The organism is Colwellia demingiae (genome assembly GCF_007954275.1).
In the GTDB taxonomy this organism is placed as follows: Bacteria; Pseudomonadota; Gammaproteobacteria; order Enterobacterales; family Alteromonadaceae; genus Colwellia; species Colwellia demingiae.
Genome location: NZ_VOLT01000012.1, coordinates 81,487 through 95,949, shown reverse-complemented (window position 1 = coordinate 95,949; position 14,463 = coordinate 81,487). Strand labels below are relative to the sequence as shown.

16 protein-coding genes are annotated in these 14,463 nt (G+C 37.4%); 12 read left to right on the top strand and 4 right to left on the bottom strand.

From position 1 onward, the window contains the following. Nucleotides 1-66: 66 nt before the first annotated feature. The gene (locus ESZ36_RS19195) at nt 67-834 is read left to right on the top strand and encodes an FKBP-type peptidyl-prolyl cis-trans isomerase (protein WP_146790863.1); all 768 of its coding nucleotides are present in this window, start codon (nt 67-69) and stop codon (nt 832-834) included. 246 nt (nt 835-1,080) lie between these two features. After that, the gene (locus ESZ36_RS19190; protein WP_146790861.1) at nt 1,081-2,340 is read left to right on the top strand and encodes a glycosyltransferase; all 1,260 of its coding nucleotides are present in this window, start codon (nt 1,081-1,083) and stop codon (nt 2,338-2,340) included. A gap of 205 nt (nt 2,341-2,545) precedes the next feature. Here ESZ36_RS19190 and ESZ36_RS19185 read toward each other — a convergent pair whose 3' ends face one another. Next, nucleotides 2,546-3,022, bottom strand: a complete 477-nt coding sequence (locus ESZ36_RS19185; protein ID WP_146790859.1) for an acyl-CoA thioesterase — start codon at nt 3,020-3,022, stop codon at nt 2,546-2,548. Between the two features lie 225 nt (nt 3,023-3,247). On the opposite strand from ESZ36_RS19185, the gene ESZ36_RS19180 reads away from it, so the two are divergent. The 5 genes from ESZ36_RS19180 to sodX all read left to right on the top strand — a co-directional run bounded on the left by ESZ36_RS19180 (nt 3,248) and on the right by sodX (nt 5,696). After that, the gene (locus ESZ36_RS19180) at nt 3,248-3,985 is read left to right on the top strand and encodes a PEP-CTERM sorting domain-containing protein (protein WP_170235894.1); all 738 of its coding nucleotides are present in this window, start codon (nt 3,248-3,250) and stop codon (nt 3,983-3,985) included. 226 nt (nt 3,986-4,211) lie between these two features. Continuing rightward, nucleotides 4,212-4,640, top strand: a complete 429-nt coding sequence (locus ESZ36_RS19175) for a hypothetical protein (protein ID WP_146790855.1) — start codon at nt 4,212-4,214, stop codon at nt 4,638-4,640. 24 nt (nt 4,641-4,664) lie between these two features. Beyond that, complete coding sequence (locus tag ESZ36_RS19170) at nt 4,665-4,847, top strand: hypothetical protein (protein ID WP_146790853.1); 183 nt, start codon at nt 4,665-4,667, stop codon at nt 4,845-4,847. A 25-nt stretch (nt 4,848-4,872) separates the two neighbouring features. Then, nucleotides 4,873-5,376 carry a superoxide dismutase, Ni gene (gene sodN, locus ESZ36_RS19165; RefSeq protein WP_146790983.1) on the top strand — a complete coding sequence of 168 codons (504 nt, stop codon included), beginning with the start codon at nt 4,873-4,875 and terminating at the stop codon, nt 5,374-5,376. A 23-nt stretch (nt 5,377-5,399) separates the two neighbouring features. Then, entirely contained in the window at nt 5,400-5,696 is a 297-nt protein-coding gene (gene sodX, locus ESZ36_RS19160) for a nickel-type superoxide dismutase maturation protease (RefSeq protein ID WP_146790851.1), read from the top strand. A gap of 68 nt (nt 5,697-5,764) precedes the next feature. On the opposite strand, the gene ESZ36_RS19155 is transcribed toward sodX, so the two are convergent. Further along, nucleotides 5,765-6,310, bottom strand: coding sequence for a DUF2780 domain-containing protein (locus ESZ36_RS19155; protein ID WP_146790849.1), 546 nt, complete (start codon nt 6,308-6,310; stop codon nt 5,765-5,767). Between the two features lie 698 nt (nt 6,311-7,008). On the opposite strand from ESZ36_RS19155, the gene hemE reads away from it, so the two are divergent. The 4 genes from hemE to ESZ36_RS19135 all read left to right on the top strand — a co-directional run bounded on the left by hemE (nt 7,009) and on the right by ESZ36_RS19135 (nt 10,765). After that, complete coding sequence (gene hemE / locus ESZ36_RS19150) at nt 7,009-8,076, top strand: uroporphyrinogen decarboxylase (RefSeq protein ID WP_146790847.1); 1,068 nt, start codon at nt 7,009-7,011, stop codon at nt 8,074-8,076. 564 nt (nt 8,077-8,640) lie between these two features. Beyond that, the gene (locus ESZ36_RS19145) at nt 8,641-9,000 is read left to right on the top strand and encodes a GntR family transcriptional regulator (protein ID WP_146790845.1); all 360 of its coding nucleotides are present in this window, start codon (nt 8,641-8,643) and stop codon (nt 8,998-9,000) included. Between the two features lie 2 nt (nt 9,001-9,002). After that, a complete protein-coding gene (locus ESZ36_RS19140) occupies nt 9,003-9,860 on the top strand; it encodes an ABC transporter ATP-binding protein (RefSeq protein WP_146790843.1) in 858 nt (285 codons plus the stop codon). Next, a complete protein-coding gene (locus ESZ36_RS19135; protein WP_146790841.1) occupies nt 9,860-10,765 on the top strand; it encodes an ABC transporter permease in 906 nt (301 codons plus the stop codon). Before ESZ36_RS19140 ends, ESZ36_RS19135 begins: the two co-directional genes overlap by 1 nt. Nucleotides 10,766-10,841: 76 nt before the next feature. On the opposite strand, the gene ESZ36_RS19130 is transcribed toward ESZ36_RS19135, so the two are convergent. Together ESZ36_RS19130 and metJ are read right to left on the bottom strand one after the other, a co-directional pair. Beyond that, nucleotides 10,842-12,122 carry a sensor domain-containing diguanylate cyclase gene (locus tag ESZ36_RS19130; RefSeq protein WP_246129174.1) on the bottom strand — a complete coding sequence of 427 codons (1,281 nt, stop codon included), beginning with the start codon at nt 12,120-12,122 and terminating at the stop codon, nt 10,842-10,844. A gap of 334 nt (nt 12,123-12,456) precedes the next feature. Further along, on the bottom strand, nt 12,457-12,786 hold the full coding sequence (metJ, locus tag ESZ36_RS19125) for a met regulon transcriptional regulator MetJ (protein ID WP_011041315.1): 330 nt from the start codon (nt 12,784-12,786) through the stop codon (nt 12,457-12,459). A 510-nt stretch (nt 12,787-13,296) separates the two neighbouring features. Between metJ and metB the strand changes: the two genes are divergently transcribed. Continuing rightward, a complete protein-coding gene (metB, locus tag ESZ36_RS19120; protein ID WP_146790837.1) occupies nt 13,297-14,463 on the top strand; it encodes a cystathionine gamma-synthase in 1,167 nt (388 codons plus the stop codon).

Below are 14,463 nucleotides of genomic sequence, written 5' to 3'. Positions count from 1 at the left end.
AACATCGCGGTTTTAAGTTTTTAATTGGGGGAATTCTCCAATTGTATTGTATAAATGGAGATATGAATGAAATTGTTTAAGCCTACCCTAGTCGCCCTTGCGTTATTTGCCGTTGTTGGTTGTAACGAAAAAGCAGTTGAAGAAGTAAAAGCACCGGTATTAGATACTGAAGTGCAAAAACAAGCCTACGGCTTAGGTGCCTCAATTGGTATGTACATGCAACGTAACTTAGAAGAGCATAACAAACTAGGTTTAGCGTTAGATAAAGAGCTTATCATACGCGGATTTGTAGACAGTATTGATGGTAAATCTGTTATCGAAAAAGAAGAAATTCAAGCATTATTGACAAACCTTGATACTAGCATGAAAGAAAAACAGCAAGCAGCTGCAATCTCTGCTTCTGAATCTAGCCTAGCTGATGGTGCTAAATTTCTTGCAGACAATGCTAAAAAAGAAGGCGTTCAAGTCACTGAATCAGGTATTCAATACGTAGTATTAACTGCTGGCGAAGGTGATAAGCCTGTAGCAACTGATACGGTTAAAGTACATTACAAAGGTACTTTCTTAAACGGTGAAACGTTTGATAGTTCATACGATCGCGGCGAACCAGCAGTATTCCCACTTAACCGTGTAATTAAGGGGTGGACTGAAGGCGTACAATTAATGCCTTTAGGCGCTAAATACAAATTCACTATTCCTTCAGATTTAGCGTATGGTCCAAACGGTAATCCACCACGTATTCCGGGTAACTCAGTACTAGAATTTGAAATCGAATTATTAGAAATTCAAAAAGCAGAAGAAGCTCCAAAGGCTGATGAACACGCTGCTCACTAGTTAATGATTTCTAGGTAAGCCTTTCAGCTTAGTTATCGTGAATGCTAGATAAAATTATAAAGCCACCAGTAATTATTTACCGGTGGCTTTTTTATTGAGGCGTTGTTTAAACTGACGTTGACCTACGTTAGGTCGATAGAAGATTAGTATTTTTAACGGATGTTAATTACTCAGTCTTAATTCTTCACGATAAATAGTAGCCATAACTATTGGCTTTATTAGTAAGCTTTCAAGTAAAATGTCTCGATGAAAAAACTTCTTATTATTGGCTATGTATGGCCTGAGCCTAACTCTTCAGCGGCAGGTAGCCGTATGATGCAGTTAATCCACTTTTTCCAATCGCAAAACTATCACATTACCTTTGCCAGCCCAGCACAACAAACTGAGCACATGGTTGATTTACGCGCTTTAAATATTGACGTTGAAAATATTAGCCTCAACTGCACTAGTTTTGATTACTTTATTAAAAACCTACAACCAACTACGGTGATGTACGATCGCTTTATGATGGAAGAGCAGTTTGGTTGGCGTGTTAGTGAACAATGTCCACAAGCGCTAAGACTATTAGATACCGAAGATTTATTTTGTCTGCGTAATGCTCGTCATCAAGCCTATAAATTAAAACGTGATATCACGGATGAAGATTTACTCACCAGTGATATGGCTAAGCGTGAAGTTGCCTCCATATTTCGTTCTGATATCAGCTTAATGATTTCAAGTATTGAAGTGGAATTACTACAACGCTTATTTAAAGTCGATGCCAGCTCAATTCACTATTGTCCCTTTATGTTAAACCAAGCACGGTTAACACAAGAAAACCCGAGTTATCAACAGCGAGAAGATTTCATGGCGATAGGAAATTTCCGCCATGCGCCCAACTGGGACGCAGTATTGTGGCTAAAACAGCAAGTATGGCCACTTATTCGTAAACAATTACCAAGCGCTAAGCTCAATATTTATGGCGCGTATCCACCACCCAAAGCCACCGACTTACATGATGAAAAATCTGGCTTCTTGGTGAAAGGCTGGGTTGATGATGCAGTATTTGCCATGAAAAGTGCAAAAGTGTGTTTAGCACCACTGCGCTTTGGCGCAGGTATTAAAGGCAAGTTAGCCGAAGCTATGTATTGTTCGACCCCGTCAGTGACCACAGATATTGGCGCAGAAAGCATGCAAACTAATTTACCTTGGGCTGGCGCAATAGCCAATGATCCACAAGCCATAGCTGATGCCGCGGTTAAACTGTATCAAGATGAACAAACTTGGCAAGTTGCCAGCGACTTAGGGCAACAAAATGCCACGTTAATGTATCAGCAAGATAATATCTTAACCGAGTTAGCTGATTGTTTATCAAAGCTAGAAGCTAACCTTAATCAGCGTAGACAGGCTAATTTTATTGGCAGTATGTTGAATCATCATCATCATAAAAGTACCCAATATATGTCACAATGGATCGATGTGAAGACACAACTGAAAGTAGCTGAATCCCAGCAGAGCGAAGAATAAGGTAGCGCTTGAATTTCAGGTTTTAAAGAATTTTCAAGTATTCGGGTAAGGCGCTGTGTTGTTTTACCAAAGCGAAATGAGCAAAGGAAAGCTGACAAACAATTTTATGACCGAACTTTACTAACGCAAAGTTCGGTTGGCTAAAGAGTATAATGCCGCCAACGTATAACGACCAGAGCCGTCTTTCAACATGGCGATATAAATACTAATCGACAAATATTTGCATTTCTTCACCAATTTGCTTGCGCATTTCCATCAGTTTTACTGCAGAAGCATGTTGTTTCTTGTCTGCTTCTGTTTCAGGTTTCCATTGCGGTACGCGTTCAGATTGACCATTTTGATCAACGGCGACCATGATAACAATGCAGTGGGTAGTTAAACGACGGTTTAATGATTTAGGGTCGCACGCGTTTACTTCAAGGGCGATATGTATTGATGAGTTACCGGTATAAATAACTTTGGCTTCTACTTCGACTAAACTACCGACATGAATAGGTGCAACAAAACGAATACCACCCGCATAGGCGGTAACACAATAACGACCACTCCAGCCAGCAGCACAAGCATAAGCGGCTAAATCTATCCATTTCATCACAGCGCCACCATGCACTTTACCGCCAAAATTTACATCTTGTGGTTCGGCTAAAAATCGTAAAGTAATGTCGCGTTGTGGTGCATTCATGAGTGTGCTCTTTATCGTTAATGTATTTAATTTTGGGGATCTTAAGAAGATTGCTCAAAATATATTGTTAGTTGTTAATTAGCAAATAATATCTGTCAGAAATTTTTACAAAATCAGTCTATACCTCAATATATAAATTTTAATTTACTGAAAAATAGCGCTATTTTAATATGGTTCGTTTATTGCTTACTTGTATATATATTTAATTTTATGATGGACTACTTAATGAACAAATTACAAAACATTTTAATTGCGTTACCATTATCAGTTGCTTTTACTAGCTCAGCTATTGCTGGTTTAATTTCTGAAGACTTTAATTCAGGCTCACCTGCGGGTGTGAGCTTTTACGGACCATCTTCTGTAGTTAACCAAGAAGCGCAATTAACTCCATCTAGCAATAGCTTACTAGGTGGAATGTCATTTACTGATCAGGATAATGGTCAATTGATTGAAGCTTGGGATGCAAATTTTGATTTCCGCATTGATCAAAATAACGGTGGTGGAGCGGATGGTATTTCATTAACGTTTAGCCGTTTAGGTGATGTTGGTCCGGCAAGTGAAGAAGGTTTATTTTCAGGTTTAGCTATTGGGTTTGATACTTGGAAGAATGGAGAAGTATCAGGTAACCATATTAGCTTACGTTATGATGGTGTCTCATTAGTAGAGCAGCATATCTCGACTACTATATTAGAAAATGGTGCTGTTCATAATACTTCAATTTCCATGATTGATGGTTTAGTTAGTGTTTCATTAGACGGTGCGTCAATTTTTACTCACGATGTTGCCAATTGGGCTGCTTATAGTGGTCAATTTAATTTTGGAGCTAGAACCGGTGGTGCCAGAAGTCGTCAAGTTGTTGATAACTTCATTGGTAGTACTGTTGCCGTACCAGAGCCTTCAATGGTTGCTGTTTTTGGTTTAGCGTTGTTTGGTTTAGCACGAAGAAAAATAGTTAAAAAGTAATTTTTTTTGAAGAGTTTCATACGTTAATGATCCTTGCTACTTAGTAAGGATTTTTTTTGTCCATCATTATCTTATTTGACTTTCGAACCCTTTCACTTCTGAATCCCCTTCAAATAGTTTTGGCAGACTAATCAACGAATCCATTAAATAACAAAGAAAATAATTACTTTACAGAATAGAATAAACTTATTAGAATGCGAACCATTATCATTTACAATGGTGGGTTATGGAAGTTTGGCAATCGCTACTATTAAAAGGTAACGATAGTTTTAACAAACTATCTTTACCTTTAGCTGAAGAATATTATCATCAAGCCATTGAGTGCCTAGAGCATGAATGGCATGCCGATATTGAAAATAGTAACTTACTCATGGCATGGATTAGCGTTTTTCATAATTTGGCAGTTCTGTATGAAGAGCAAGGTCAGCCAAAAATGGCCTTTCGGTATTTACAAATTCCCCATCAACGCATGACAGAATTATCACAGCAGTCTCAATACAGCGATGATCTTAAATTTGTTGCGTTACGTACATTAAAAATAACATTAATGCCCTTGCTGGCGTTTAGTAAAAAATACCCTGCGTGTGATGGATGTTTATCATCGCTTAAAAAAATGGAAGTTGCCGTCAATGCTAGCCAACCAGTAATGCATTAGGTTACTTACTCTTAGGATATCACGATGAAGAAAGTTGTTATTATTTTTACTGGATTGGGAGTATTACTAAGTAACCCATCATTTGCACATCCAGGACATGGACATAGTGATTCTGGCTCAGGCTTAGTGCACTTACTTTGGTTAGTGCCTGTTATTGTTGCTGCCGTTGTTGTGGTGTTTAAAGAAATCACTGCCCCAAAAAGGTGAGCAGCTAATTTAGAAGGAGAGAATGATGCTTTACGATATTATTGCCAAATTTGATAAAAAACTTCACTTTCCAGTCGTTATGGCACACTGCGATATTCCTTGCATAGTTTATGATCCTATCGGAGCACAAATTTCGGTACTGACTATCATTCGCATGGTGGATTTACTCAATGAATTAAAAGCTAAACCATCACTTACTTTAGATGAACAAGCAGAATTTTTAAGACTGGTAAATCAAAAAGAAAACCATGGTATAAAAGTGAAAGAAGAAATAAGCGTAATTTGGGGCGATTACATTAAAGCGCCGCAGTTAGCGCAATATCCAGAGTTACATGAATTAGTGCATAACATTATGTTGGCAAGTTCACAGGCAAAGCAGCATATCAGTAGAGAGGCTGCGCAAATATTACTGCAGCAAGTAAACCGCTTTGCTGAGATATTTTGGGCAACTAAGCAAATCGCTACATTTAGTGCAATTTGTCCCTATCCACCTGAAGAATCCCTGATATATCCGAACTTACAGGGTTAACCGTTTTTATACGAGAGTAAATTATGTTTGGTTTTCATTTTTGTAAAGTGACAGGAGTGAGCATGTCACCTCTTATTCCAGAGAACAGTTATATTTTTGTTGTGCCTTGGTTTAAAATATTTAACTTAAAAGAAGGTAATTTACTCAAGGTGTTTCACCCTCGCTATGGCTACATTGTTAAGTCATTGGCGCAAATAGATAGAAATGGCTTGTTTTGGTTAAAGGGGCATCATAAAAGTAGCATACCTATTGAGAAGTTAGGCCCGGTGGGGAAGTCACAAATACAAGGAAAGGTGTTGTGGGTATTTCCACCTAAATAGATAAAAGCTACTGTGAAGGGAGTTATAGCCAGCGATTTTACAATCGTGGCTATAAATCTACAAAACCATTATAGGAAGCTTAAGCCCTTCTTTAATGCTGAAGCAGCTCCTTCATAACCACTCTTGTCTAAATAGCTGCTAAAGCTATTGATTAGGCCGGGTACTTGCTCACTAGAAACGCCTAATTTTTCAAAGGCTGAATTTAAGTAATCTAAACTCTCTGCTTTTTTACCGGCTTCGCCTGCACTTGAAAATAAAGAACTCATTGAAGACTTAGTAACTTTTGGCGCTTTGTCTACATAGCTTTGTGCATCAGGTACCGCTTTGCTGATGAGAGAAAAGTTCTCTGGGGATAAATTATCTTGAGCTACTTTAAGAAGTGAGCCAAAGCTCGCTGCTACTGTACCTTCAGATAAATTTAATTGCTTCGCGGCATATCCGATCATAGCGTTTGTTTCTAATGGTACGCCTATATCTTTAGCGGCTGTTTTAAGCTGCTCAGATGAAGATTTAGTAATAGTGCCTAAGTCGATAGCAGTGGCTGAGAATGAGGTTAAGCCAGCTAAGCTAGTTAGGGCAACTGAGGCAGATAGGCATATAATTGATAATTTCACGATTAACTCCATGTTAAAATTTTGTAATAGATTACTTTAACATGCTTACTTAAATTTTTTACAGGAATTGTTTATTGAAAGTATATGGCGTTGTACAAATAAAAAGGCCCTTCTCGAAGAGAAAGGCCTGAAATGCTCGCATATTGGTCTTGTTACCAAGCTTCTTATTATTAATTTTTTGTAGCTACTATTTTTTATTATTTTTAGTTTGAGCTACTTTTGTTTTCTTTCTGTCTTTGTTTTTATTTTTTTGTTTTTATTATTGTTTTTCTTTAGCGCAGGCATTTTATACCAAAGCCTTTTTACCACCGCAACAACTTTAGTAGAGCATAAACTCGACGACATCCTTCGTAGAAGCCTTGTTCAGCAAGCATAAACGGCTAACCTATTGATTCAAAATTCATTGATGAAAATCAAGTGTAATTTAACGTGTTAAAAAAAAAGTTATATAAATTGAACTTTTATAATTCAATGGGCTTTTATTATTGATTCAGCGGTAGTTTATTTTTCAGGAGTGTTGATTTAGCGCATAGATCAAATGGCTGGTCGATGCTAAACTGCGCAGCATAAAAACCATTAACGAGATGCTTTTCAAGTAGCAGCCGTTAAATCACTAAATTAAATGAATCATGGTGACATTATTACGAATAAGTAATTTGTCTAAGTGACTACCAAGCATAAGATAAGAGGAACTATTGGTGACAGAATTAAAAAATGATACCTATTTACGTGCGCTATTAAAGCAACCAGTAGATTACACACCGGTATGGATGATGCGTCAAGCGGGTCGTTATTTACCAGAGTATCGTGAAGTACGTAAAAGTGCCGGCGACTTTATGTCGGTATGTAAAAATGCGGAACTGGCTTGTGAAGTAACTATTCAGCCATTACGTCGTTTCCCGTTAGATGCTGCCATTTTGTTTAGTGATATTTTAACTATTCCTGATGCCATGGGTTTAGGTTTATATTTTGAAACAGGTGAAGGACCAAAATTTGAACGTCCTATTACCTGTAAAGCGGATGTTGATAAAATTGCCGTACCTGATCCAGAAGATGAATTAGGTTATGTAATGAATGCTGTGCGTACTATTCGCAAAGAACTTAAAGGCGAAGTACCGCTTATTGGTTTTTCAGGTAGTCCTTGGACATTAGCAACCTACATGATTGAAGGTGGTAGTTCTAAAGCTTTCACTAAAATCAAAAAGATGATGTTTGCTGAGCCACAAACCTTACATTTGTTACTGGATAAGCTAGCTGATTCAGTAATTAGTTATTTAAATGCCCAAATTACTGCAGGCGCGCAATCTGTGATGGTATTCGATACTTGGGGCGGCGTATTATCTCCACGTGATTATAATGAGTTCTCATTACAATATATGGCGAAAATTGTTGATGGTTTAACGCGTCATAATGAAGGCCGTAAAGTACCAGTGACATTATTCACTAAAAATGCGGGTATGTGGTTAGAGTCTATCGCAGCAACAGGTTGTGATGCAGTTGGCCTAGATTGGACCATTGATATTGAAAATGCAAAAGCACGTATTGGCGATAAAGTTGCGCTACAAGGCAATATGGACCCATCCATGTTATATGCCCCATTGCCACGTATTGAACAAGAAGTTTCAAAAATACTAGCAGGTTTTGGTGAAGGCGGTACAGGTCACGTATTCAACTTAGGCCACGGTATTCATCCAGATGTGAATCCTGATCATGCAGGTCACTTCATTGAATCAGTACACCGTTTAAGTAAGCCTTATCATAAATAAGATGTTTTAATTATCGCTGGACTATAAGCCCAGCTTTATATTGAAGACAATAAAGCCGTTGTTAACTGCCTTACTTTTAGTAAGTTAAGTAAACAGCGGTTTTTTATTGAGCAATTTTAAGCAGTAACTTTAATCATTTTTTTGTAACCCTCTATTCGATTTTTCTCTTCTTAGTACCAATGACACTAACTAAGTGATTATTTTCAAATGCTCTAAATATCCAATAACGTCGTTACTTTCAATCGTAATTGCCAGCTATTGGTCAATCAAGTGCCTTGTTTGAAAATTTACTCTCATCGAACTCTATAACTTTTATTAATTTAATTGGTATAACTCAGTATTTTATAAATTAAGACTTAAAACATACTCTGTTACATTGCAATTTTCATCGCAATAAAAATAAAATAATCTTATTAATTATCAATGTCCTGAATGATTTTATTTTACTGTTAATGGCTTGTGGAGCGACAGTTAATTAAAATTAATTTTGAACTGTACTTGTGTTATGGTGTGCTGGTGATGTATAACACTACTATGTTTTTGGTATTATTCAAGGAATAGGGCATGACACCGCAATGGGATCCAGAAAAACCAATTTATCTACAACTTTATCAGCAAGTAGTCACTCGTATATTAGATGGCTATATCAAAGAAGGGGAAGCTTTACCTTCTGTTAGAAAAGTAGCTGCTGAATATCAGTTGAATCCAATGACTATTTCAAAGGCGTATCAGATGTTACAGGATGAAGACGTTGTGGAAAAACAACGTGGCAAAGGTTTGTTTGTTATGCCTGGAGCACAAGTTTTGATGCTAGACAGAGAGCGTGAAAGCTTCTTATCACACCAGTGGCCAGAAGTATTAAAGCAAATCACTCGACTTAAACTCTCGCCAGAACAACTATTAACCAGCAGCTTGGAGGGTTAATTATGAACTCATTAATTTCAGTAAATAATGTAAGTAAGTCATTCGGTAAAAAGCAGGTGCTTTCGTCGGTGAACTTCTCTGTTAGCGCAGGACAAATTGTTGGCTTGGTTGGGCCTAACGGTGCAGGTAAAACTACCTGTTTACAAGCTATATTGGGCTTGACCGACTATGAAGGTGATATCAGTGTGCTCGGACATCATCCAAGAAAAGATCGCGTTAATATGTTAAATGATGTCGCTTATATTGCCGATGTAGCTATATTGCCTAAATGGTTAAAAGTCTCACAAGCATTAAGCTATATGCAAGATGTCCACAAGAATTTTAATCTAGAAAAAGCGCATGAATTTTTAGCAAAAACCAATATTGCTTTAAGTGATAAAGTTAAAGCGTTATCTAAAGGTATGGTGGCGCAATTACATTTAGCATTGATTCTAGCCATTGATGCCAAGGTGTTGATTTTAGATGAACCAACCCTAGGTTTAGATATTCTAACCCGTCGCCAATTTTATACTCATTTATTAGAAGATTTTTACAACGAAGATAAATGTATTGTTGTTACCACTCATCAAATTGAAGAGATTGAGCATATCTTAACTGATGTTGCTTTTATTCAGCAGGGTCAAATTGTATTGGCACAAAGCACTGAGGAGATAAAAAAACGTTTTAATATAGTGGCGGTAGCCAATGAACAGTTACCACAAGCTGATGAGCTCAAGCCATTATTTAAAAATAGCATGATGGGATTAACGACCATGTTATTTGATAATCAAGATAAAGAAACATTACAAGGTTTAGGTCAAGTATCAGTACCTAGTTTAGCCGATGTTTTTGTTGGTGTGATGAATAAGGAGACTTGCTAATGAATACAACAATAATGAAAGCCTCAATTAAAAAAGAATTGTGGGAATTTAATGGCATGTTGACTTGGGTGCCAGTGACTTTAGCCGGTGTCTTTATATTTATTCCTTTACTTGGCGTGATATTAAATGGCGTTGATATGACAGAATTGCTGATAGGGCTAGAAAATTTAGCTCAACTTCAATCATCTGACCGTATAAGTGAAGTATTTTTTGTTTCTGCCATAGCGCTGTTTAGCCCTTTTATTGCCATAGGCTTTATTGTGCAAGTCTACTATTTTGTCACCTGTTTGTTTGATGAAAGACGTGACCAATCGGTGATGTTTTGGCGCTCGTTGCCAGTGTCGGATAAAATGACTATTGCGAGTAAAGTGTTAACAGGTGCGATTGTCATCCCTGTTATCTTTTTTATGGCAGCGACATTGCTTATGTTACTTATACTGGTGCTGGCGGTTATTGCTTGTGCAGTGTTATCTATTGGTTTTGATATCTCGTTATGGGGCATCCTAGCAGGCGCTGACATAATAAGTGGTGTAGGTTATATTTGGTTAACACTTGTACCTATCGCTATTTGGTTATTACCTTTGTACAGTTGGTTAATGTTGGCATCTATTTACGCGAATAAAGCACCCTTTTTATGGGCGGTATTACCAATAGTCGCGTTATTGGTCATTGAGGCTATTGTGGTTCACTATCTACATTTATCGCAGCCATTTTTCGGCCATTTCTTGATGGATTATTTCTCTATGACCTCTGAAAATCTTGCTGAAGTATCAGGAGAGCAAGATACGTCACGTTCAGCAACATTACTGATGTTAATTTCTCAAATTGATTATCGAACAGTATTGGTTTCTGCAGGATTATTATTCACCACTTATTGGTTTAGAGTGAATAAGCAAGAGTCATAACTATCAAATGACACATTGAATCAGATAGTTAAATAGCAAATGCCAATATACTCGTTACCTTGTATATTGGCATTTTTTATAAGTAACAAACTGTATTTCTACCAGTGTTTTTCGCTTGATATAAAGCTTTGTCTGCGCGAGAAAACAAAACATCAAATGCCTTGTCGCTGGCGATAAGACTTGAAACACCTATACTCACTGAAAGATTTATTTCTCCTTGCCAATCCCCGGTAATGTGTAACCTGCTTTGCTCTTCTTTAATACGCTCTGCAAATGTCATGGCTGATATCGCCGACGTTTCAGGTAATAGAATAGAAAACTCCTCACCCCCGATACGCGCTAAAATATCTGTTTGCCTTAAGCTAGATTTAAGTTGCTGAGCAATTTCTATTAATACTCGGTCGCCAGCAGGGTGCCCAAATTGGTCATTAATACTTTTAAAATGATCAATATCAATAGAGATAAGTGTCATAGACAATGAATAGCGTTTGGCGCGTTGATACTCTTTTTCTGCTTGCTCAATGAAAAAGCGTCGATTATATAAATTGGTTAATGGGTCAGTATTGGCAAGTTGTTTAAACTCTTCCTTAAGTTTGAACAATTCGGTCACGTCAGTTGAAAAACCAATTAATGCGGGTAACTTATCGGGTTGGTTAAAAGGGACTTTAGTACTGATGTAGTGACTGTCACCACCACTTTCACTATGAGTCGTTTCTTCGATGACTTGTTTTTGATTGGTTTCAAAAACCTGCTTATCTGATTGGTAAAAATGTTCGGCAATTTCTTTGGGTAAAATATCGGTATCTTTTTTACCAATGATGTTCTCGGCCTTATCGCCAAATAACTCGGCAACGCGATTATTTACGTATAAAAAGGTACGTTCACAGTCTTTGACATAAATATGTGCATCTATATTGTTAAGCATGGTCTCAAGTAAGTAACTTTGCTCATTGACTTGTTCTTGTAGTTTTTTTTCTACTGTGATGTCTGTCGAGATACCACAAATGCCGTTCACATTACCAAAGTGGTCAAAAAGCGGTTTTTTGACCACTTTAAATATACGGGTTTCATTTTTCGCTCTGATAAAGTTACTTTCTTCATTTTCAACACGGATCACTTGGTCCATCACCATACGATCGTTTTCTTTTAATTGTGTAGATAAGGCTAAATCAAAAAAATGAGTGTCATCAAAACCAATAACATCTGCTAAGTTTTTTTCAAATAAATCTAAAACAGCTTGGTTTGCATAGGTATATTTTCCCGATAAATCTTTGGTATATATAAAGGAATCAATACTGGCTAATATCTGATCCTTAATGGTGTCATCAGCGTTATTTGTGTTTTTTTCTTTACTCAAAGTACTCGCCTTAGATAGAGGTGCTAACGAATCACAACCCAAATAGCTATGGATTGCTAAGTTATATATTAGCACATATAGATAACTAGCAAATTATCTGACCTTGCTCTGGCGCTATTTTTAAGCTCAGATAAGCGCTATGCTTTATTTTTCAGTTTTGTACACCTGCATGCATATTACCTTTCTTTGATGAAGGCTTTACTTCTTATGCAATGTTTCAAAAAAGCTTCACCGATATGTATGCCTTACTCAGATTTTTTCAAATACAAAGTGGCAATAAAAAAGGTACTTATTAAGTACCTTTTTTTGGTGTGCTTATTTTAACGTTCACGCGTTATTCATCCTCAACTTCGTAAGCACTAAAGTCAGTAATTCCCTTTGCTTCAAGTAAGCGTCTGACACTCGCAGGTAACTTCTCATTATTATCTTTTGCTAAATCTTCATCATCAGGCAGGGGTTGCCCAGTAAATGCATGTAAAAACGCTTCACATAACAATTCACTATTTGTAGCATGGCGAAGGTTATTTACTTGGCGCCTGGTACGTTCATCAGTCAAAACTTTTAAGACGCGCAAAGGAATAGAAACGGTAATTTTCTTTACTTGCTCGCTCTTTTTACCGTGTTCGGCATAGGGATTTATATACTCTTCATTCCACTGAGCCATGGATATTCCTCTATCTTGTTATAACGTATTCTAAAATGTAATAGTATAGATTTTACCTGTTGCAATAAACCAGTCAAGTAGAAGTTTAGAAGTCTAAAATTACTTGACCCAATTAATGAAAGTGTTTAGAGTTATAGACGTCCAAACATCTAAACGCTGATGTTGCTATATATCGGCGTTATTACTGATAAAACATGCGAACTAAACACTGCGTTTGAGTATCGATAGCCATTAACATTCAAAGGCAGGATTTCAGTGGGAATTAAAATGATTTTAGGCAAGGCAAATGATTTAAGCATAGTCATTTCTATGGTTTGATTATTTAACGCCGTATAAAGTCATTGTAAGGCCATCGAAGAAGCGCTTGAGCAACATCATTTCATCGTTGCTGTGATTTATAAGGGAATAACCATTATTTCATCACAGCGCCTTGAATTGAAATTGCTCAAACACTCTGAAACATGCATCTTGATTGGTAACGGGTATAACTTAATTAATGGAGAGAACTAAATGTCGATTACTAAAAAAGGTAATATTACCACTTCGGCAGTAAGAGCCGGTATTAATACCGACCAGCAGCATGGCGCTGTGGTTGCTCCTATTTACTTATCCAGTACATATTCATTAAAGGGCTTTAATAATAAACGCCAATTTGATTATTCTCGTACGGGTAACCCAACGCGAGCCACTTTTGCTGGCGCGATTGCAGAGTTAGAGCAAGGCAGTGTTGGTATTGTTACAAGTACTGGCATGGCAGCAGTGCATTTAATTTGTCAGTTATTATCTACTGAAGATACCGTTGTTATTCCACATGATTGTTATGGTGGTAGTTTTAGATTATTTACCCATTTAGCTAAACGTGGTCAATTCAAGCTTATTGTTGTGGATCAAAATGATCAACAAGCGCTGGATAATGCATTAGCACAGAAGCCAAAATTGGTGTTACTTGAAAGCCCAAGCAACCCTTTATTACGTTTAGTTGATATTGAAGAAGTAACCAAAGCGTGTCACGCAGTAGGTGCATTAGTCGCAGTAGATAACACTTTCTTATCCCCAGCGTTGCAACAACCTCTAACGCTAGGCGCTGATATTGTTTTTCACTCAACAACTAAATATATTAATGGCCATAGTGATGTTGTCGGCGGTGTTGTTGTCGCTAAAACCGCAGAATTAGGTGAAACGTTAGCGTGGTGGGCGAATTGTATTGGTATTACCGGCAGTGCCTTTGATAGCTACCTCGCGTTACGTGGTCTAAAAACGTTACCAGTACGAATGAAACAACATCAAGAAAATGCACTACAAGTTGCCGCTTTTTTAAAAGAACACGATGCTATTGATGCTATATATTTCCCCGGTTTCCCTGAACACACAGGTCATCATATTGCCAAAAAACAGCAGTATGGCTATGGTGCAATGTTAAGTTTTGAAATTAAGGGTGGCGTTGATGCGGTTAAAAAATTATTTGAAAACCTCGAATTGTTCACTCTGGCACAATCATTAGGTGGTGTTGAGAGTCTGATCAGTCACCCATCAACGATGACACATGCAGGTATGACAATAGTGGATCAGCTAGAGGCAGGTATTACGCAGTCTTTAGTACGTATATCTGTTGGTATTGAAGATATTGATGACATATTAGCTGATTTAGCACATGGTTTAACGCAGAGCCAACTGTAA